18 protein-coding genes are annotated in these 20,906 nt (G+C 46.2%); 10 read left to right on the top strand and 8 right to left on the bottom strand.

The annotated features are described in order from the left end of the window. Positions 1–170: 170 nt before the first annotated feature. Positions 171–536 carry an HPF/RaiA family ribosome-associated protein gene (locus tag IE163_RS12805; protein WP_189433373.1) on the top strand — a complete coding sequence of 122 codons (366 nt, stop codon included), beginning with the start codon at positions 171–173 and terminating at the stop codon, positions 534–536. Positions 537–681: 145 nt separating this feature from the next. Here IE163_RS12805 and IE163_RS12800 read toward each other — a convergent pair whose 3' ends face one another. From IE163_RS12800 to IE163_RS12790, 3 genes are all read right to left on the bottom strand, one after another. Next, positions 682–1,377: a transporter substrate-binding domain-containing protein gene (locus IE163_RS12800; protein ID WP_189433372.1), complete on the bottom strand. Its 696-nt coding sequence runs from the start codon at positions 1,375–1,377 to the stop codon at positions 682–684. Between the two features lie 83 nt (positions 1,378–1,460). Beyond that, positions 1,461–3,113 (bottom strand): amidohydrolase, encoded by a 1,653-nt coding sequence (locus IE163_RS12795; protein WP_189433371.1) that lies wholly within the window; start codon positions 3,111–3,113, stop codon positions 1,461–1,463. 127 nt (positions 3,114–3,240) lie between these two features. Further along, positions 3,241–5,208: a pectate lyase family protein gene (locus IE163_RS12790; RefSeq protein ID WP_189433370.1), complete on the bottom strand. Its 1,968-nt coding sequence runs from the start codon at positions 5,206–5,208 to the stop codon at positions 3,241–3,243. Positions 5,209–5,643: 435 nt separating this feature from the next. Here IE163_RS12790 and IE163_RS12785 point away from each other — a divergent pair, with 435 nt between their 5' ends. After that, a complete protein-coding gene (locus IE163_RS12785; protein ID WP_189433369.1) occupies positions 5,644–7,011 on the top strand; it encodes a peptidoglycan DD-metalloendopeptidase family protein in 1,368 nt (455 codons plus the stop codon). 92 nt (positions 7,012–7,103) lie between these two features. On the opposite strand, the gene IE163_RS12780 is transcribed toward IE163_RS12785, so the two are convergent. After that, on the bottom strand, positions 7,104–8,639 hold the full coding sequence (locus IE163_RS12780; RefSeq protein ID WP_189433368.1) for a S10 family peptidase: 1,536 nt from the start codon (positions 8,637–8,639) through the stop codon (positions 7,104–7,106). 281 nt (positions 8,640–8,920) lie between these two features. Between IE163_RS12780 and bfr (IE163_RS12775) the strand changes: the two genes are divergently transcribed. Beyond that, on the top strand, positions 8,921–9,394 hold the full coding sequence (bfr, locus tag IE163_RS12775) for a bacterioferritin (RefSeq protein WP_189433367.1): 474 nt from the start codon (positions 8,921–8,923) through the stop codon (positions 9,392–9,394). Beyond that, entirely contained in the window at positions 9,394–9,861 is a 468-nt protein-coding gene (gene bfr / locus IE163_RS12770) for a bacterioferritin (RefSeq protein WP_189433366.1), read from the top strand. The genes bfr (IE163_RS12775) and bfr (IE163_RS12770) overlap by 1 nt, the downstream gene beginning before the upstream one ends. Positions 9,862–9,987: 126 nt before the next feature. Here the strand turns inward: bfr (IE163_RS12770) and IE163_RS12765 are convergent, their stop codons facing one another. After that, positions 9,988–10,461, bottom strand: a complete 474-nt coding sequence (locus IE163_RS12765) for a hypothetical protein (RefSeq protein WP_189433365.1) — start codon at positions 10,459–10,461, stop codon at positions 9,988–9,990. A gap of 228 nt (positions 10,462–10,689) precedes the next feature. Between IE163_RS12765 and IE163_RS12760 the strand changes: the two genes are divergently transcribed. Continuing rightward, complete coding sequence (locus tag IE163_RS12760) at positions 10,690–11,298, top strand: superoxide dismutase (RefSeq protein ID WP_189433364.1); 609 nt, start codon at positions 10,690–10,692, stop codon at positions 11,296–11,298. Continuing rightward, positions 11,295–12,212: a ZIP family metal transporter gene (locus IE163_RS12755; RefSeq protein ID WP_189433363.1), complete on the top strand. Its 918-nt coding sequence runs from the start codon at positions 11,295–11,297 to the stop codon at positions 12,210–12,212. Before IE163_RS12760 ends, IE163_RS12755 begins: the two co-directional genes overlap by 4 nt. On the opposite strand, the gene IE163_RS12750 is transcribed toward IE163_RS12755, so the two are convergent. Continuing rightward, positions 12,209–12,802: a hypothetical protein gene (locus IE163_RS12750; protein ID WP_189433362.1), complete on the bottom strand. Its 594-nt coding sequence runs from the start codon at positions 12,800–12,802 to the stop codon at positions 12,209–12,211. The genes IE163_RS12755 and IE163_RS12750 overlap by 4 nt on opposite strands. 246 nt (positions 12,803–13,048) lie before the next feature. On the opposite strand from IE163_RS12750, the gene IE163_RS12745 reads away from it, so the two are divergent. From IE163_RS12745 to IE163_RS12730, 4 genes are all read left to right on the top strand, one after another. Next, entirely contained in the window at positions 13,049–13,810 is a 762-nt protein-coding gene (locus tag IE163_RS12745) for a ZIP family metal transporter (RefSeq protein WP_189433361.1), read from the top strand. Between the two features lie 94 nt (positions 13,811–13,904). Continuing rightward, entirely contained in the window at positions 13,905–16,334 is a 2,430-nt protein-coding gene (locus IE163_RS12740) for a TonB-dependent receptor (RefSeq protein WP_189433360.1), read from the top strand. A 27-nt stretch (positions 16,335–16,361) separates the two neighbouring features. Then, positions 16,362–17,711, top strand: coding sequence for a 5-methyltetrahydrofolate--homocysteine methyltransferase (locus tag IE163_RS12735; protein WP_189433359.1), 1,350 nt, complete (start codon positions 16,362–16,364; stop codon positions 17,709–17,711). Positions 17,712–17,940: 229 nt separating this feature from the next. Continuing rightward, a complete protein-coding gene (locus IE163_RS12730; protein WP_189433358.1) occupies positions 17,941–18,495 on the top strand; it encodes a metal-independent carbonic anhydrase family protein in 555 nt (184 codons plus the stop codon). 121 nt (positions 18,496–18,616) lie between these two features. On the opposite strand, the gene IE163_RS12725 is transcribed toward IE163_RS12730, so the two are convergent. Next, positions 18,617–19,291 (bottom strand): response regulator transcription factor, encoded by a 675-nt coding sequence (locus tag IE163_RS12725; protein ID WP_189433357.1) that lies wholly within the window; start codon positions 19,289–19,291, stop codon positions 18,617–18,619. Then, positions 19,272–20,894 (bottom strand): sensor histidine kinase, encoded by a 1,623-nt coding sequence (locus tag IE163_RS12720; RefSeq protein ID WP_229833561.1) that lies wholly within the window; start codon positions 20,892–20,894, stop codon positions 19,272–19,274. The genes IE163_RS12725 and IE163_RS12720 overlap by 20 nt, the downstream gene beginning before the upstream one ends. Between the last annotated feature and the right edge of the window lie 12 nt (positions 20,895–20,906).

The raw sequence follows: 20,906 nt of genomic DNA, 5'->3' as shown, positions 1-20,906 counted from the left end.
TGTCTGGTTAAAAAAGCAAAGCAGCTGGCAGATATGAGTTATTTTCTCGCTTTACCCTTGACTGTTAGCTCCCTTGTCACCAAATATGTAATAACAACAAAGGAAACCATTCGCTGCGGTAGTGGTCTGTAACCAGAGAGTCTGCGCAGAGTTATTAACAGGAGTACCTTATGCAAATACAAATTAACAGTGATCGCCACATTCAGGCCGATGAACGTTTAGCAGAGTTTGTGCGTGATACCCTCAACGGTAAATTAAATCGTTTTGCTGATCATTTAACCCGTATTGAAGTGCATTTAAGTGATGAAAATAGCAGCGCCAAGCACGACGGTAACGACAAGCGTTGTCTATTGGAAGCGCGTTTTGAAGGGCAAGATCCGGTGGCCGTTACCGAGCATGCGGCTACCGTAGGACAAGCCGTGACGGGTGCCGCGGAGAAACTGCAACGTAAGTTAAGTACACTGGTCGGTAAACTACGTGATAAGCATAGCCGGTTGGGGGCTGCCGATTTTGTTGAGCCAGATGAAGTAAATTAATACTAACCATCACCAACTTTGCCGCGTTGTTGCCTATTGACTTGGGGTAACGCGGCATCATAACGTTTTAGCCATTAGCCATTAGCCATTAGCCATTAGCCATTAGCCATTAGCCATTAGCCATTAGCCATTAGCCATTAGCCATTTAGTCTTGCATTGCTTGTAGTCGTTGTTGTAACGGCTCTGCCAGATGGCTCAGTTCTTTGCTTAACACATGACAAACGGCAAAAGGTGCTAAGTTTACCTTGGTGAGCTCCGGTAGCTGATACTGTTGTAAATAAGCTTCAGCCGAGAGTTGATCCTCTAACATAATATCGGCTCGTCCTTGCAACAGCATGCCAAAGGCTTGTGGTAAGTCTGTCACTTCTAGTCGGCTGCCAGCAAAAGGCGTGAGTTCTGCCATTTTTAAGCCTCTAACATGCACTACAATTAAGTCCGATTGCTGCTGCCAATTCGTTAAGCGTTGTTCTGACAGGCTAAAAGCTTGTAGATAAAAATCCCCCAGTTTAGTCTGCACTGTTACCAGAGTGTCATCATCATCACCCAACTGACAAATTCTAAATAGATCGGCGCCAAGTTGATTGTTGCTGACCTGCCGTAAGCGGCGCTCGGATGGCATCGGGATAAACAGCACTTGCAGTCCCAGCTGGTTATAAGCCGTGCGTAATTGCTCTTCAATATACAGGCTTTGTGGTGAGGGGCTTTGCGTCGTCCCAATTAAAATAGGATCTGCCCGCAGCGGCACCGCTAACAGACATATTAACAGCAGCAAGATAGCTAAGAACTTGGGTGCTTTAAGGGATGTGGTTGAAACTGGTTTGAGTATTGTACAACTTGGCATCTGTACAGTCCGACAACGAGATGGTTACTTAAGCATAGCCGCCGGCGCCTGTTGGCGCTAGCGGGCAATATTTCTGATCAGGCTTAACGTTTAAAGCGTTGTTGGCCATGGATCCAGGTTTCCAGCGTGGTAGTTTGCCAAAGCTCTGCTGGCGGGATCGCAAAAATATCTCTATCCACTAGAATAAAATCGGCCCAACTACCGGGTGCCAGGGTGCCCATCTTTTCTTCCTGAAAAGCACCATAGGCGGCATCTACCGTAAAAGAGCGCAGAGCTTCAACCAGGCTTAAACGCTGTTCTGGCAACCAGCCACCGACCGGCTGGTTTTGTTGATCCTGACGGGTAACAGACGCATGCAAACCATGGAAGGGATTGGCCAGCTCCACCGGGAAATCAGAGCCGCCGACGATAATACTGCCCTGATCAACAAAGGTACGCCAGGCGTAGGCGCCACGTAGACGCGCCACACCCAGGCGATCGCCAGCCATATTCATATCCGAGGTGGCGTGCACCGCTTGCATTGCCGGTAAAATATGTAGTTTTTTAAAGCGAGGGATATCTTGCGGCGAGACAATTTGGGCATGCTCAATGCGATGACGGCTTTGCTGCAAGGCTTCTAGATTACTCAATTGCTCGAACCTGTCCAATACCAGCCGATTGGCTCTATCACCTATGGCATGCACATTGGCCTGAAAACCGGCATTAATGGTTAAGCGCATAATTTCGGTCAGCGCATCCGGCTCGGTGACCAATAATCCCTGCTGACCGGGTTGATCACTGTAATCGGCCAGTAGGGCAGCGCCACGGCTACCCAGGGCACCGTCACCATAGATTTTTACTGAGCGGATATCTAGCCAATCGCTGGCATCATCAATAATACCGGCTTTAAACCAGCTTTCCAGTGCTGGATCTTTAGCCGATAGCATAGGATAGACGCGTACACCCAGCTGTTGCTCCTGTTGCAATTGCTGATAAAGCTTAACCAATTCAGTATTGACCCCAGCATCATGTACCGAGGTAATGCCCAGCGCCTGCAAGTGCTGAAAGGCGGTCGCTAAGGCGGCACGTTTTTCTGCCTCGGTCGGCGTGGGAATTTTGCGCTGTACCAGATACATAGCATTATCAATTAACACACCGGTGGGCTCACCATTGGCATCGCGGATAATTTCACCCCCTGGCGGATCCAGCGTATCTTTGCTGATACCTGCCAGCGCCAGGGCTTTACTGTTCACCCAGGCGGCGTGCGCATCTACCCGTACCAAATATACTGGCTTGTCCGGTACCATTTCATCTAAGGTGGTTTTGCCTGGAAAGGTTTTGCTCTCCCAAAGTACCTGATTCCAGCCACGGCCAACCAGCCATTGCTGCTCCGGATTGTTTTTGGCAAAGCTGGCAACAGCCGCAGCGGATTGTTGTTCACTACCAATACCGCGCAAATCGGCCTGTTTCAGGTATTCACCTAAGCCCAGAATATGGCCATGCCCATCAATCAAACCTGGTAACAAGGTTTTACCCTGACCATCGATTTGTTTTGCCGTAGCATAGTGCGCCAATAGCTCTTTTGCACCGCGCGCCAGAATTTGACCGCTTTCATCATCAAAGACCAGGGTTTGAAAATTTACTAATTGCCGGTTTTCGTCAAAGCCATAGCCTTGAATATTATGTAAGGCGACTGGGGCAGCGGTTGTTGTTACGCTAAAAAGTGACAACAGCAGAAACAGCGGTTTTAAGCGCATAAGGTACCTGTATAAGTTGCTGAATTATTAGCCTGACTATATCAGGTCTTATTGATTAAGGGCATATTGCGCTACCAAACAACAAAAAAGCCCGGTCAATACCGGGCAAAGTTCTTATGGGCTGGCGCTAGTTTTCGTAGCCGCTGATATTGCCAATGCCCGATGGCAGCAACCCTTTTAGCATATCCGGTGTATAGGCTCCGGCATCGGTCCACAATACCCAGTCAATTTCGGCTTTATAGCTACTGTTACCGGCATCGCCAATTTGTAGGTAATTGTCGGTTGGGTTACTGGCTGGGCGCATGGTTACGCCTTCTAATACGCCCAGTGGTGTATTATTTCCGTCGATATAAACGGCAACGTTGCCGGTGGTGGGCGAGCTTAAAGCAATGGTAAAGTGATAAACCCGGTATTGGCTCATATCTATGGCATCAGGCTCATTGCCTTTACCCAAGGTAACTGAAGAACCATTGCTGGCATTCTCTAGCTGGATACCAGAATTATTGCCATCGCCCCGAAACACGACTTTTAGCCGACTGCTCGCGCTGCTGGCGGTATCGCCAAAAGCAATTTCCGTTTCAATAATACGCTGACCCTCGCTATTACCTTTTAGCCCCATTAATAACGTAAAGTATTTTGGATAAACGCCATCGGCAGCCATAATGTTATCAAGTTTTGCCCGGCTGCGGTCTGAGCCACTGGCGGTACTATCAAAGGTGACGGTACCGTCGCCGTTGGCGGTAAACAGGTTTGGTTCATCAGCACCGCCACTTTGCTGTTTGGCAAATTGGCTCAGGCTGCCGTCGGCGAGGGTAACGGCACCTTGGGTAAAGGGGTCTAGATCTGCACTGTAACTAAACCAATCGACACTGCTGGGTGGTTCTGTCGGATCTATCGGTACCGGATCAACTATCGGCTCTTCAGGTTCCGCTTCCTCTAGTAGTGGCGCCGGGCATAACCCCGGGCTGGGTGGCGTGGTAATTTTGCCAACTCCGGCGTAGCGTAATACCGTTTCCTTTACCTGATGTACTGGAATTAAACTTTGTTGGTAGTTGTAAGGCACGGTTAACTCGCCGGTTGACTGATTATTATCGGCAATAACCGAACCTGCCGCGCCAGGTTCCCAGGTGATGTTTTCAAAAATATTATCAATTAATTGCCAATAACCAATTTGTTGGCTGTACATCGACATCACCGGGTTTTTCATATTCCTAAAGTGGTTTTGTTCAATACGGATCACGGCGCCCATTCGCGAGTTAATGCCGCTCTCTACAGCACCATCATAAAAATTGTTATAAATATGGCCTTTGCCAAAGCGGAACAAAGGTAAACGCGAGTTGACGTTATACCAGTGATTATGATGATAAGTGAGAGTACGTTCGTAGTTGTCGCTATCGGAAGAGCCCACCAATGAGGTCTTCCAGCTATTATGAAACTTATTAAACGAAATGGTGATATAGCGCGCATCACCTTTGGCATCCACTAAACCATCATAATAGTCTTTAACCTGATCCAGTGTCAGGCTGCTATCGTCGACAGTTAAACTATTATAAATTTCGTTATGGTCGATCCAAATGTTTCTGGCTGGGCCCTCAATGCTAATACCGTCGCCGGGGGCATTCATATTGGCGCGGACATGGTGGATGCGCAGATTACGGATAATAATATTCTCCGCCCGCACTATATTAAAGCCGATACCAGCCATCTCACCCTGACTACCAAGGCCAATAATAGAAACATCCTTGATATCTTTAATATCGATACGAGTATCTTTCGCATTTTGTAGGGTAATGGTGCCATTAACCCAGATAGTGAGTGGTCGGTTGGGATCTTTGTCTTTTAAGGCTGCAATCATTTGCTCGCCAGTGCAAACCGTCACTTCAACCCGGTTCTCACCGCTACCACCGGTGGTGCCACCATTTTCTGACGCGTAACCATAGACAGTATCCAGATCGGTTAGGATCACCGCGCTAGTATCGGGTGTGACTACCGGCGGCGTTACTACGACCTCTTCTGCCGGTTCTGGGTCGCTGCTATTACAGCCGAGTAACAGGCTGCTGCTAATCAATATCGCTAAAAGTTTTTTGCTGTACATTTTTCTACCCTGTTCATTTATATAAATAATTATTTTTAGTTTGCTTGTGCTTGCTCATGTATTGGTTTTTGTCTACCGGTGGCAATTTAAGGGAAAAAATATATGCCTTGCATGCCATAATCTGGGTAGCGTCATTGTTTATGGCGAAAGAAGGGAGTAAACACAATTTTTTTGTGTGAATTTTCGCCGTTATCTGGTAAAAGTTTCTTATCTGGTATAAAACTGCGTAACAAGGCAAGGCGAGTGCATTGCCGGTTGATTAAAACCGTGATTAAGCGGATAAGTAAGGATGCAAAAAGTTATTTTATCACATAGAATGAACTTTTCTGGCCCTGAGGCTTCTGACGCAAGGGTTGCGTTTTAGGTGCGCTATATTCTTCGCGTTTTTATACCTAAACCTTAGTATCTAACTATAACGAATAAGAAAGCCTATTAATGTTAAACAGCCTATTTTTGGATTTTCGACGTCGCGTGCCCCTTGGGCATCAGCGCCTTATGCTGGCATGTCTGCTCAGTATTAGTTTGTTATTGTTATGGCCATCATCGCAGCGCCAGACGCAAAGCGGTATGGGCGTGTTACCTTTGCTGCTGGGTATAGGGTTACAACATGCGCCACAGCAATTAGAACAACTGCCATTAAGCCAGCTTACTGCCTGGGTAGGTGATAAGCTGCGCACCGAGCCGGTGGAAGATCCCTTTATCAAGGTTTATAACATCGCCTCTGGTGATAGTTTAAGCCGCATCTTCTCCCGCTATAACCTCGGTTACCAAACCGTACAGCAGGTAATGGCTGCGGACGAATCCTTGTTGGCGTTGGACGTATTGCGCCCAGGAAATCGCTTAACGTTGCAATTGGATGAAGAGGGGCAATTGCAGAGCATGGAGTTGTATATTCATGCCGGTAAAAAAGTGTTGTATGAGCGGGTGGCTGCGGACGAATTTGCCTACCAAGAGCTGCTAGATGAAGGTGTTTGGCAAAAGGATATTTTGGTTGGCGATGTTTTCGGCAGCTTTTATGCCTCAGCGCAACGAGCAGGCTTAAATGATGCTGATATTTATAATATCAATCAGCTATTTAAAGACCGCATTAATTTTGCCCGTGATATCCAGGCAGGCGCGCAGTTTCAGGTATTACGCAGTGAAAACTATGTTGGTGAAGAGAGCACTGGCCAAAGCCGGATTGAAGCTATCCGTATTTTAAACCGCAGGCAAACGCTAACGGCCTTTATGCATAATGATGGTCAGTACTACGACGCCAATGGTGATAGTTTAGAAAGAGCCTTCTCGCGTTTACCCCTTAATAATAATGTGCGGGTCAGTTCGCATTTTAATCCGCGACGTTTGCACCCTATTACCAAGCGGGTCTCGCCTCATAATGGTACCGATTTCCCGTTACCCATTGGTACGCCGGTGATTGCCCCAGCAGATGGCGTAGTAACCCGGATTGAAAACCATCCTTTCGCGGGTAAGTATATCGAGATCCAACATTTTGGTGGTTATAAAACCCGTTATTTGCACCTAAGCCGCTTTAATGTGCAACGTGGCCAGCGGGTGACGCGTGGCCAACGTATTGCGCTTTCTGGTAATACCGGTCGCTCTACCGGACCGCACCTGCATTATGAGCTGCATGTTAATAACAGGCCGGTTAACCCGATGACGGCACATATTCCACTCGCGCGACCTGTGCCAGCTGAATCAAAAGCAGCTTTTGCCACTAGAGTAAAACAATTAACTGCACAGATGGAACAGCAAACGCTATTAGCTAAACAACAAAGCGCAGCAGAGGAAGTGGTAGCGGACTAACGAAACCGTAATATACCCTTAGGTCACCAATAAAAATGCCCCGATTTACGGGGCATTTTGTTAGCACTTTTTACTGTTACTAAGGTTTACTTCTAGTACTTTGCCGCTTGGCCTGCAGCAGGTAGAGACTGCAAAATAAACTCGCGCAAATCATCATTCGACTTCTGCAAATCTTCATAGCGTAGGTACATCATATGACCGCTGCGATAGCCTTTAAAGCTTAAACGATCTTTCATTTTACCGCTCGGATCGAGCTGCCACATATTGTATTTGGCATCGAAGTAGTTAGTGGCACCGTCATAGTAGCCAGCTTGGGTTAACACCCGTAAATAGGGGTTTTGTGCCATAGCCTGGCGCAGGTTCTCACCGGTGTTGTCGTTGCTGCGATCCCAAGGGTGCACATTACCAAACATATTGTATTTAATATCGGTTTTGTAGTTTAGCTCGGTGCGCAAGTAATGGTTGATGGCCGGCGTAAAGGAATGCAGCCAGGACGTTAACTCTGCCCAGTAATCCGGACGCTCACCTACATCATTTTTATCCAGCCCCAGATAGCGTGAGTCTAAACGGCCAACGGTTTGACCGCGGTCGCGCAGCAGCTCTTTCCAAAAATAGGCGGTGCTGATATCCAGGTTCGAGCGCAGCACATTCTGCACGCTAATCCCAGAGTAACGGCTAACTTGCTCGGCAATACGTTGCTTGTCAGCCTCTGGCAGTGAATTGCCACGCGCTAAGGCTGGTAAGTATTCGTTCAGCGTGAAGTTTTCGACTTCTGGCAGAATGTCGTACAGATCTTTTTGCTGTAAATCTGCTGCTAATGCCTGGTGATACCAAGCCGTTGCCGCAAAATAAGGTAGACGATTAGCGGCTTTTACCGGACCCTGGCGCTCAATACCGATATCGGTAGGGGAAACCAGAACGACACCATTTAAATACATCCACTGGCTATTTTGCAGTGCCAGCGCTAAACCTGCCACCCGGGTAGTGCCATAGCTTTCGCCAATCAAGAATTTAGGCGATGGCCAGCGTTCATAGCGATGCACAAAGGTATTGATCCAGCCAGCCAGATAATTCACATCGGCATTGACGCCAAAAAACATTTTTTGTTGCTGCTCACGCGAAGGCATTTTGCCGTCAGGCCCCGGTAATACACGGGAATAACCGGTATTCACCGGGTTTACAAAGACGATATCGGCCACATCTAATACTGAGTAAGGGTTGGTTTTTACGCCATAAGGCTGGATAGGGTAACCCTCACTATCGATATTTAGCGCTTTAGGGCCGGTATAAGCAATATGCATCCAGACTGACGCTGAGCCAGGGCCACCGTTAAACGAAATTAATAATGGGCGCTTACTGTTATCTTTAATATCGCTACGCTGATAATAAGTATAAAACAAGGTAGCGGTCGGGTGGCCATTGTCATCCCATACCGGCTGTGTACCGGTATAGGCTTTGTAACTGATACGCTGGCCATTAATTTGGGTGCGGTGTTCAGTAACTACTGCGCTGTCGATATCAATACTAATGGCATGACTGCTATTGTTGGTGGTATTAGCTTGTACTGGGCTGGTGAGAGTTAAACTCAATCCCAAAGCCAGTATGCCAAGATAATGTTTTGCGTGCATAGTGTGTTCCGATCTAAAAGTGGGTTAGTGCCAATCTAAAAAGTGATTTTTAGCGTCGGGTGAAATTAAATCCAGCTTAACCATAGCGTTAAAGCAACCACAAACGAAGCGGCTTGCGATTGGTTACAGAATTTTAGGATGGGCCGCAGCTGCTAACAGAATCCACAGTAGTAATGCAAAGCATTCTTAATTGTATATCTATGATATTAAACCTTTTTTTGCTAAAAATGCTGTTTTGTACTATGCTCTGTACCTAATAGCGTTTTTAGCAGGAGTTTGTTATGCATGGTCATCCACAAGTACTGAGTAAGTTAAATGAAGTCCTCACCGCGGAGCTCACCTCAATTAATCAGTATTTTTTGCATGCCCGTATATACAAAAACTGGGGCTTAAAAGCATTAAACGATGCCTGTTACAAAAAATCGATCAAGGATATGAAGCAAGCTGATGCCTTAATTGAGCGTATTTTAATGTTGGAAGGTTTACCTAACCTACAGGCGCTTGGCAAACTGCGGATTGGTGAAGACACGCCTGAGATGCTGCAATGCGATTTAGATTTTCAGGTTGAGCAACTGCCCTTGTTAAAAGAAAGTATCGCGCTTTGTGAAAGCCTGCAAGATTATGTCAGCAGGGATTTACTAACGGAAATTTTGGAAGATGAAGAAGAGCATCTGGACTGGCTGGAAACACAGCAGCATCAAATTAGCGTGTTAACGCTGGAAAATTATCTACAAGCACAATTAGGGGGTGAGTAATGCAAGGCAGTCCAAAGATTATTGCTGCACTAAATGTGTTGCTTGCCAACGAGCTGGCGGCGATGGATCAGTATTTTATTCATTCTCGTATGTACCATGACTGGGGCTTACATAAGTTATTTGCGCGCATTGATCATGAGTTTGATGATGAGAAAGGCCATGCCTCGGCACTGATTGAGCGTATTATTTTTCTTGGCGGTACGCCGGATATGAGCAAACGTGATGCCATTCACGTTGGCCAGGATGTACCTGCTATGTTGCAAAGTGACTTGAACGTGGAATACACGGTGCAAAAGCTGCTTAAACAAACGATGGCGTTGTGCGAGCAAGAGCAAGACTATGTCACCCGTAATATGCTGCAGGGCTTGCTGGATGATACTGAAAATGATCATGCACATTGGCTGGAACAACAGCTACGTTTAATCAAGTTGTTGGGGTTAGCCAATTACCTGCAATCGCAACTATAGTTGCTATTACGCCTAATACTGTTATTAGGCGCAGAAGACACCTGCAATGGCTATTCGCCATGAGCCTACGGCGCTGCAACCAGTTAAGCTTAGTTGCGGCGTTATAGCTGCCTCTGCTAATGCTCGTTAATGAATACTACTACTTACTAATCCCGTATGGATTGACGGTGTTTTAGTCATACAAGCATTGCAGCTTAGGGTATGACGGCACAGCTCACGGCGCAAACTGCAACATTCTTGCAGCAGTATCACACTAGCATTATCGGTTGGCGCAACCTGTTGTTGTAACTGCTGCAGCCGGTTTAAGGCGCGGTTCAATAAGCTATGACAACGCCGCCAACGTTGTTGTCTGGCGTACACCTCAGCTAAATTCTGAATGGCTATCGACAAACAAATCAATAAGTCTGCTGTTGCACCAAATTGATAAGGTGCTGCATCCTGTGCATTGGCCAGGGCTAGGGTATGCAGCTTTATCGGTAAGTGATGCCGGATCAGCAGAATACTGTGTAGATAGTATTCACTGGCCAGCTGCCATTGCTGTTGCTGAAATGCCTGGTTACCTTGTTGTTGCAAGTGCTGCCAATGTTGAATTGGGTTCATGCTTCCTCCTTTTACTCTGCTATACCTTACTGCGTGGTATCGCAGAAGTGTTCAGTAATATCTTGGCTTGCTTTTTTCTTTTTTGCAAATGATAATGATTATCAGTTATTAGTTATTAGTTATTAGTTATTAGTTATTAGTTATTAGTTATTAGTTATTAGTTATTAGTTATTAGTTATTAGTTATCAGTTATCAGTTATCAGTTATCAGTTATCAGTTGGAGATGTTATGGCTTTTGAATTACCCGAGTTACCTTATGCCTATGATGCGTTGGAACCCTATGTCGATACGCAAACGATGCAAATTCACCACCAGCGCCATCATCAAACCTATGTTAATGGCTTAAATCAGGCGTTGGCTGGAACTGAGTATGAGCATTGGTCGCTGATTGCGTTGCTAACGGGTTTTGCCAGCTTACCATTGGCAATGCAGCCCGCTGTACGCAATCATGGCGGCGGTCATGCGAACCACTCGTTGTTTTGGCAGATAATGTCGCCAGCCGGAGGAGGAGAGCCGCGTGACGAGCTAGCAAAGGCGATTCAGTGTGAATTTGATAGTTTTAGCAACTTTAAACAGCAATTTACGCAAGCGGCTTTAAGTCGTTTTGGTAGTGGCTGGGCCTGGCTGGTTATGACGGATGAAGGCCGACTGCAGGTAACCAGTACCGCCAATCAAGATAGCCCGCTGTTAGCACAACAGATCCCGTTACTTGGTCTGGACGTATGGGAACATGCTTACTATCTGAAATATCAGAACAAGCGGCCGGAGTATATTGATGCTTTTTACCAGGTAATTAACTGGTCTGAGGTTGCCCGGCGCTTTGAGGAGCTGGCATGAATAAACCCTTGGTGCTGAAAAGCGGCAGATCGGCCAGCCGGAAGATAATCGGTTGGCTGATTGTGGTATTCGGCACCTTATATGCCTTACAGCAGTTTGTCTTGCTTTTGCAACAACAGGCGCATGTCCGTTATGCCTTTTATGCCGGTATGGTGGCTGCAACGGCTACTGCACTAGGTGCGCTACCTGTGCTTTTTTCACGAAGATTGTCAGCCAGATTCAATGCCGCCATGCTTGGGTTTGGCGGTGGTGTGATGCTGGCTGCCAGCATCTTTTCATTAATTTTACCGGCAATGTACCTGTTTACCGGTCTCTCTGGTGCCGATTCTTCTACTACTAATAATCTGGCATACATTGGTTCGTTGCAGGTTGCTGTCGCGATATTGCTAGGGGCCGCGGCGATGATGCTATTGGAACGCGTTATCCCACATGAGCACTTTATTAAAGGCGCGGAAGGGCAACAAGCTAAAGCGTTAAAGCGCAGTTGGTTATTTGTTTTGGCGATTATGCTGCACAATATACCGGAAGGTTTGGCAATAGGTGCTGCCTATGCCGGAGGTGAGGCCACCGGTGCTTCAGCCCTGGCTACGGGTATCGCTATTCAGGATATTCCAGAGGGCTTTGTGGTGGCTATGGCTTTGCTGGCGGTTGGTTATCGGCGCCGCACGGCTTTGGCGGTGGGTATGCTTTCTGGTTTAACCGAGCCGCTGATGGCGGTGTTGGGGGCTACTGTACTAGGCGCCTCACCCTTATTACTGCCTTGGGGGTTAGCACTGGCGGCAGGTGCAATGCTCTTTGTAATTAGTCATGAAATGATCCCTGAATCGCACCGGCAGGGACATGAACTAGCAGCAACCAATGGCTTGATGTTGGGCTTTGTTCTGATGTTGATACTAGACACGGCTTTGGTCTAAATATGACGAACGTAAACTAACTGAAAGCGAATCGCTTGCTGCCGCAGCCAATGATAACAGGCGCGGGAGAGACAATCGGTGGTTTGACAATGCAAAGTGTAGCTATTGTCATGTTGCCACCACTGCAAAACATGAAAGCGGCCTCTTGGCATGAGTCCTTGCAGAGCCAACCATTCTGATAAATCTACTGTTGCAACTTGCCCTGTATTAAGCAGATCCACGCAAGCCAGAGCTTGGCAAAGTGGTACTTTTTTTGTTTGGAAACTCACTGTCTGACAACCTGTTAGTTGTTGCTGAGTTAACCAAAGAGCAATTTTGCTGTAGCTGTTTTGTGGTTGTAATTCCAGAGTACTGGCTGGGTGAAAGCAATGCTGTCCAGGTTCTAATGTGATTTCGAACTCATAACCCAGATAAGATTCATGTAAACAGCGAAACCCCAGCAGGCGCAAATGGTGCCAGCCAGCCGTTGCTGGAAAAAGTCGGTGTTGCAGGCAAGGTGGTTGAGTTGCTACTGAATGATCGCGTAATGATGGCCAACATTCTGTGACCAATCCCAAGACTTTTCTGAGTATCGGCTTACTGAATAGCAATAGAGTATCTCCGCACCAAGGGTTTTGGGTATTTTAAAAAAAGGGGCTATTCGCATTACCCCGAAAATGCAGGACGAGCCACAGAGACCAGAGAGAGGCAATCCATTACCGGGTCTCGCAATCCGTTAGCGCAGAGTATAGCTATTTTTCATGCCAATGCAAATAATTATCATTTGTAATTTGGTGTTATTAAATGGCTGAAGTGTGCTATGCTTGTTTTGTTATGTTATAACATTTTGAGGTTGTATGCCATTATTTAGCGTGATGCTCGCCTGCACATTAGTCTGTTTTGTGGCCTTAACAGGTGGTTTATTATTAGCCGTGATGCAACGGCAACTTTCTTTCCTCATTCCTTGGCTGGTTACGCTGGCTATTGGGGTGCTACTAGGAGATGCCTTTTTACATCTACTCCCGGAAGCTTTAGCCTTAACTTCCTCCATCGAAACCTTGTTTGGTTGGCTGCTATTTGGTTTGGCATTGTTTTTCGTGCTGGAACAGGGGCTGCACTGGCATCATCACTCCCTACCTCATCAAGCTGGCGAGCCAATGTTGCAGCATTTTGGTTGGATTAGTCTTGCGGGTGATGCTTTACACAACTTAATTGATGGAGCCTTAATTGCAGCGAGTTTTCTGGTCGATCCACTTGTTGGCTGGACCACGACCTTAGCCGTACTGCTTCACGAGTTACCGCAAGAAATAAGCGATACAGCGATTTTGGTTGCCGCAGGCGCGACCTTAAAGCGTGCGATTAAGCTGAATTTAATGTCTGCTGCTAGCGTGTTTATTGGCGCTTTACTGGTGTTATTGCTAGGTAACTATTTTAGTTTACCCCTTGGTTTATTGTTAGCGATTACTGCCGGCGGTTTTATTTACATAGCCCTATCTGATTTGTTACCGCTGATTAAAGCACCCAAGTGCGGTTGGCAGTTAATACCACAAATGGCCATCTTATGCTTAGGCGTTTTGCTGATAGATAGTCTGCATCATCTGCATTGGCATAGTCACTAACGGTCAATCTGTATTGTTATATTATTACAATTTAGGTATATTGATACGATATAACATTTAGTTGTCGAGCTTAATAATTTTGTTTGGGGGAGTAATGATTAGAAAAAGTGCCTTGGCACTGCTTATCGCCGCGACGTTTAGTGCACCTGCAGTGCTTGCCAATTCAATTAATGGTGTCGTTAAGGATCCGCAAGGGCGGCCAGTAGCGAATGCAGAGATCAGCGTTATTGGTAAAAATCTAAAAACCATTACTGATAGCGAAGGACGCTTTAGTTTATCTGGTATTACTGCTAATCAGGTGGAACTGCACTTGTCGGCGCGTCGCTTCGGCCATCAACACCAGCATTTAACTTTACCTGCTGCAGGTTTACAAAATGTGCAGCTAACATTAGAACCCAGTCCATTTGAAATTATCGATATTTCGGCCACGCCAATACACGCCTCTATCACCGAATCTGCGCTACCTGTAACGGTATTAGCAGGAGATCGCCTGAAAATGCAGCAAGCTGCGACGCTTGGCGATACACTGAAAAATGAAGTCGGTGTGCATAGCAATTTTTATGGCGGAGTGACGAGCAGTCCTATTATTCGGGGCTTAGATGGTCCAAGAGTACTGATAACTCAAAATGGTTTAGATGCCGGTGATGCCTCCAGAGTGGGACCTGACCATAGTGTTGCTACAGAAGCCAGTACGGCAACACAAATTGAAGTATTACGTGGCCCTGCTACCTTATTTTACGGTAGTGGTGCCATTGGCGGTGTGGTTAACATTGTCGATGAACGTGTCCCTACCAGCAGCACTCCGCGCGCAGAGTGGATGAGCGAATGGCAGAGTGTTAACTCCGAGAAACTTATTGCTGGTTCGGCAGTAAATGGTAATGATTTATTTGCCGTTTATGTCGATGGCTTCTATCGTGACAGCATTAATTACAAAACTGCCGATGGTCATTCAGACCATGCATCTCATGAGCATGATGATAGCGCTCGGGTGGCAAATACTGCAGCAACGGGTAAAGGCGGTACTATTGGTGGTAGCTTACTGCTAGATAACGGTTTCGTTGGTCTGTCTTACGGCCGTTTGGAGCGTAAATATGGGATCCCTGGTCATGGTAGCCACGGAGGTCATGAGCATGATGGAGAAGGTGAAGAAGAGGTCTACGCTGATAAGCAACAAGACCGTTTTCAGTTGCAAAGCAGTTTGTTTTTTAAGAATAACTTTATCCGTCAGGTGAATAGTCGCTTTGCTTACACCGACTATCAACACGCCGAGATTGAGAATGGCGAAATAGGTACCACTTTTAAAAATAAAAGCCATGAAGGCCGACTGGAGCTAATGCATCAGCCGTTGTTTGATTGGAAAGGGGGCTTAAGCTTACATTACAAATACAGTGATTTCGTTGCTGACGGCGAGGAAGCTTTTACGCCGCCTTCTGATACAACTATGCTGGCATTAGGTTGGATGAGTGAGCGGCATTTTGGTCCGGTGTTGCTGCAGCTAGGTGCCAGAACCGAGCGCGTTACCATTAAAGCTCGCGATGTTAAGCTGCCGATGTTAGATGTTCATGCACATGATGAGCACGATCATGGACATGATGAACATCATGACTATGATATTACTCGTATATTTGATTTTAATAGTCGCTACAATCCTTACAGTCTATCTGCTGGTTTGGTTTGGGATTTTACCCCTGGTTATAATATTGGGGTGTCATTATCCCGTTCGGAGCGAGCTCCCTCTGCTGCTGAATTACTTTCTTTTGGTCCTCATATCGGTACTAATAGTTATGAAATTGGCTCACTCTTCACGCTAAATGCTGAAGAAGATGGCTTTGTATTAAATCGTAACGGTTTTAAAACAGAGCGCGCGACCAACCTTGATCTGACTTTCCGTAAATTCTCCGGTGATGTGGGCTTGGTGGTAAATGCTTTTTATAACAGGGTCGATAATTATTACTATCAACGTTTTACGGGCTTATTTGCTGAATTTGAGCACGAGCATGGTGGTGACGAGCACGATCACGGTCACGATGGCGAGCATCATGGTGGCCACGATGTACATGAAGAAGCTGATGAATTGCCCGTTTATCTTTATACCAACGAGGATATCAATTTATATGGCTTAGAAGCGCAGTTTGTTTGGCAGTTCCTGCCCGCTTACCGCTTCTTGCTGCAAGGTGACTATATTCGTGCTGAGCTTAGAAGAGGAGGGGAGCTGCCTCGCACACCGCCTTTACGTTTATTGTCGACGCTGAGCTACGAAGGCAATGTATTTGATGCTGATATCACCCTTGCCCGCTACTTTAAGCAATCTAAAACCGCGGAATTAGAGCAGGCGACATCAGGTTACACCATGCTGGATGCTTCCGTAAGTTATCGCTTTAATTTTGCTGGTCAGGAATTGGTTACTTATCTGAAAGGGCAAAATTTATTAGATCAGCGTGCCCTGGTGCATACCTCATTTTTAAAAGATGATGCCCCTTTACCGGGCCGTGGCATAGCTATTGGTTTACGTGGTCGTTTTTAATTTTTGATGGAATTTGGAAGCATAATAATGAATGTTAAAACTTCAATAAAGCATCTTGCAGTTGCGGTATCTGTGGCACTGGTAAGTGCCTGCGGCGACACTAAGGTGAATATCAACGAAAAAGATCCAATTGTTATTGAAAAGCCGGGGCATGATCACGATCACGACGAGGTTAATGCCAGTGGACGTTTAGTGGTGACCGCGTTAGATTCTGCTTATGTGCAAGTGTTAGAGCTACCGGCCAAAACAGAATTAAATAGCTTCTTAGTAAGCGCTACGCCAAGCGCTTTGTATGCCTCGGGTGACTATCGTTATGCGGCTGTAGTGCAGCGTTCACAGGATTTAGTCAATTTTATTGATGGTGGCTTATGGCAAGAAGATCACATCGATCATATGGATGACTATCAAGCCGCCCCGCGCTTAATGCCATTCCAACTTACTCAAGTTCGGCCTACTCATTTTGCTAGTGCAGAGGGGCAATTAGCAGTCTTTTTTGACGGTAATAGCGTCACTGGCACTGCCGCTCGTGTTGCGGTGTTAACCGATGCCGATATTGGTGAAGATCGCACTGACTATCCACAGTTGAGCTATGAAACACATCAACATGGTGTGGCACAAGCACGTGGTGAATATTTGATTAGCACTATTCGCGATGCAAATAGTAGTACAACCCTGCCTGATAAAGTGGGTTTATACGAGCAACATGGCGATCATTACGATTTAGAACAAGTCTTTGCCGAAACTTGCCCTGGATTGCACGGTAGTGCCCAGAACCATGATTTTATTGCCTTTGGTTGTAGCGATGGTGTGTTGCTAATTGAACAAGCCGGTAGCACTTTCACAGCGAGTAAGCTGCTAAATACTGCTGCATTTACCGGCACTATGCGGATTGGTACTTTAGACGGCTCTCATAGTGCAGAACACTTTGTTGGCTTCGCCGGTACAACTTTATTTGCTATTCACCCAGAAGATGGCGAAATGGAGCCAATAGATTGGCAAGCAGGTAACGCCACTGCCATCACCGGCTACGGTTTTGCGGAGCAGGGCGAAAAGTTTGTGTTGCTGGATAATACCGGAACTCTAACTATTTTTAATTATCATGGCCATGCTCATGGTGATGAAGCGGCCTTTGAGTTTGTTAGCAAACTGCCACTGAATACCGGCAGCAATACCACTCTGCCAAGCGGTAGCCGTTTTGAGTTAGCTATTTCAGCCAGCAGCGATAAAGTTTATGTAACAAACCCTATCACTCGGCAGTTGATTACTGTGGATTTGCATGATGCTGAAGTAGTTGCTGAGAAACAGCTACCTTATGTCCCAGGCAAAGTGGTGTGGCTGGGCATCGCAAACCCAGCAGATGATCATCACGCTCATTAATTTTTGGTTCCTTGGTGTTACTTTGCCGCGCGTTATTTAGCGCGGCTTTTTTATTGTTGCTTCGGTTACCCGCGTAGTGTTTTTTCATGTTTATTTAATCTAAACCCTTGTGAGTGTTAATCTTTACACGAGTTTTGTGTTAATGCTTTATCTTTATACTAGCCACATCAAGCAATAACTTGGTGCCCATGTAAGGGCTAAGCAAAGTCTAACTTGAAAGGTGAAGATAATGACATTAACCAAATTAACACTATTAAGTAGTGCACTATTTTTAGCAACATTAAGCCAGTCTGCGCAGGCCAATAGCAAGGCTATTACTGAGGCTGAACTCACAGCTGCGCAGCAAGCCTGGGGTACGGCCCTTATTAGCATTAGCGAAGCTTACGCAACCGGTGGTCGTGAGCAAGCAGAACAACAAGCCCGCGCCGTGTTGGATGCTGCTTATGGTTACAACCTCGGCCCGGTATTATTTAAACCGACATTAGCCAGTGGCGACCAGACTTTCCGTACCACTTATGACGGTGCCTTAGCCTACTTTGTCGGCGGTAATAGCAGCTTTGCAAATGACAGTGGTTTTGCTTTAAAAGGCTGGCAAGGCTATGAGTTCAATAATGCTGCAGTGCATATGAATGGTGACTTAGCCCTGACTATGGGCCATGTAAAATTAACGAATAAAGACGGTAGTGTGACTACGGTAGATAAAACCTGGGGTTTTAAGAAAGATGACAAAGGGGCGCTACGCATAGTGTTACATCACTCCTCTTTGCCCTATAGCGCTAACTAAGGCTGTAAATTTTTCCACGAGTTCCCATCGATGTTTTGGCTGGTAATACCCTCTGGTTACCAGCCCTTTTTATAGAACGCTTTTAGGCTGTAGAGCATAGGCGTCAACCTTCCGAAACCTATCACTCTTGCATAATGGCGTAACCTAAACCCCGACGAGTATGCAGCAACTTAACAGGATGTGCGTCGTCAATTTTTTTACGTAAACGTGCTAAGTACACATCGACAATATTGGTTAAAGGATCTTCGTTTAAACCCCAAACATTGGTTAAGATCCGTTCCCGGCTATACACTTTACCGCTATTGCTCATCAATAATTCCAGAATACCCAGTTCTTTTGCTGTCAGGTTTAGTTCCTGGCCGGCCCGCTGAACCCGCATGGTATCTAAATCCAGCACCAGATCAGCCACCTGCAGTTGGCGTTTATGCTCTGCATTAACACTACGTTTTGCCAGCGCTTCTATACGTGCTAATAGCTCTTCAAAATGAAAAGGCTTCCCCAGATAATCATCAGCACCTGCACGCAAGCCTTTGACCCGCTCATCCACTTCAGATAGCGCCGATAAGATAAGAATACGGGCACTGATTTTTTGGCTTCGTAATTGCTGGCAGATCACTAAACCATCCAGGTTGGGTAGCATGCGATCGAGCACTATGACTGCCGGCTCAAATTGCTTCACGGTTTCTACCGCGTTCAAGCCATCCGTTAATAGCAAGGTAAGATAACCCTCTGCTTTTAACCCACGGGATAAGAAGCTACCCACTTTTTCATCATCTTCAATAATGAGAACTTTCATCTATTACTCCGCTAAATAAAGGCAAGGTTAGCGTAACTCGGGTGCCGGTTGGCTGATTCGTTGATAGGGCAATGGCACCATCATGAGCGTCCATAATGGCTTTAGCAATACAAAGGCCGATACCCAAGCCATCTGGCCGGGTTTGTCTGGCCACTGCACTACGGTAATGTCGCTCAAATAAACGGGATGAATCTGCAATGGTGATCCCTATGCCCTGATCTACCAGCTCCATTATTAATTCAGCGTCTGTAGTCTTAATGCTAAACCTAACCTGGGAAGTATTCCTGGCATAGTGTTTGGTATTTTCGGTAATAATACGAAGTACACTGGCAAATTTCTCTGTGTCGAGTAGCAGCCAGTAGTCATCGGTAATTGCGATATTGCAGTGCCAATCTATTGTAAACACGGGTTCTAGCTGCTGGCGGACGGTGTTTTGCGCTTGTTGTATAAACAGCGTTAAGGCTAGTGGTTGTAGTTGTACTTGCAGTAACTTGTCTTCGCCTCTTGCCAGCATCAGTAAGTCATCAATTCTGCGGCTTAATTGTTGTGTTGCAGCCAAAATACGGGAAAAGGCTTCTTGGTATTCGCTACTGGTTTTTGCCTGACCACGTAAACTAATCTCTGCTTCACCCTGAATGCTGGTTGCTGGTGTGCGTAGTTCATGACTAATATCCGCCAGCAACTGTTTTTGCCGATACTCGGCTTCATGCAGTTGTTCTAGTGCTTGTTGTAGTTGTGCGGTGCGATCCTGCACCAGTTGCTCAGCCGCCTGCTGGCTTTGTTTTTCTTTTTCAGCGAACTCGGCAATATAGCCCGACATAAGATTAAATTGGCGGGCAAGTTCAGCAAATTCCTCTGGGCCACTTTCGCTAATACGATGGTTAAAATGGCCATGTTGTAGTTGTTTGGTACCATCTAGCAGCTGTTGCAATGGTCGGCTTAGGGCTTTGGACAGGTGGTAGCCAATAAATATCGCAAAAATCAAACCAGCCAAACTGATTAACGCTATAGTAAGTTTAACTTGTTGTAGTGCAGCTAAAGCTTCTAGCTCAGTAATACTGGCACGCTCCTTTTGCTGGACGATGGCCTGTTGCAGCAACTCAGACAAATCGGTGTCCTGAAATTTATCGAACAGGCTAATTAATACTCGCCAGCGCTCAGTATCATCCTGATAAAGGGCAATTTCCCGGGTTCGTAATGCCTGTTCTAGGGTCTGCAAGTTGCTTTGTAATAGTGAAATGACTTTCACTTGTTGCATGGTATGTTGTAAATCTATCTCGCTGGTGCTCAACAATTGATCACGAATAGCCAGTTGGTCTAATTGATTGAGTTGCTGCTGCATCCGGTTAAATAGTGCATCCCGAAAACTGGTATTAGCATCTTCGGTGATAAGGTATTCAGCCAGCCAGACTTTTAGGCGTTGTTTATCAGCACGTACTGAGACAAACTCCGACAACATTTGGTTCGCAACCCGGTTGCGCTCAGTATGAAACTCAGAATTTTGATGGGCCCAGAAAGCGATAGCTGATTGCAGAAGAATAATTGCCAACAACACACAAAGCGAAATAGCCAGTTTACGCAGATACATGTGATTATTACTCAACAATTAACGAAC

Source organism: Alishewanella longhuensis (assembly GCF_014653435.1).
Classification (GTDB): Bacteria; Pseudomonadota; Gammaproteobacteria; order Enterobacterales; family Alteromonadaceae; genus Alishewanella; species Alishewanella longhuensis.
The sequence above is the reverse complement of the archived record's forward strand: the minus strand, read 5'-3'. Positions and strand labels throughout refer to the sequence as shown.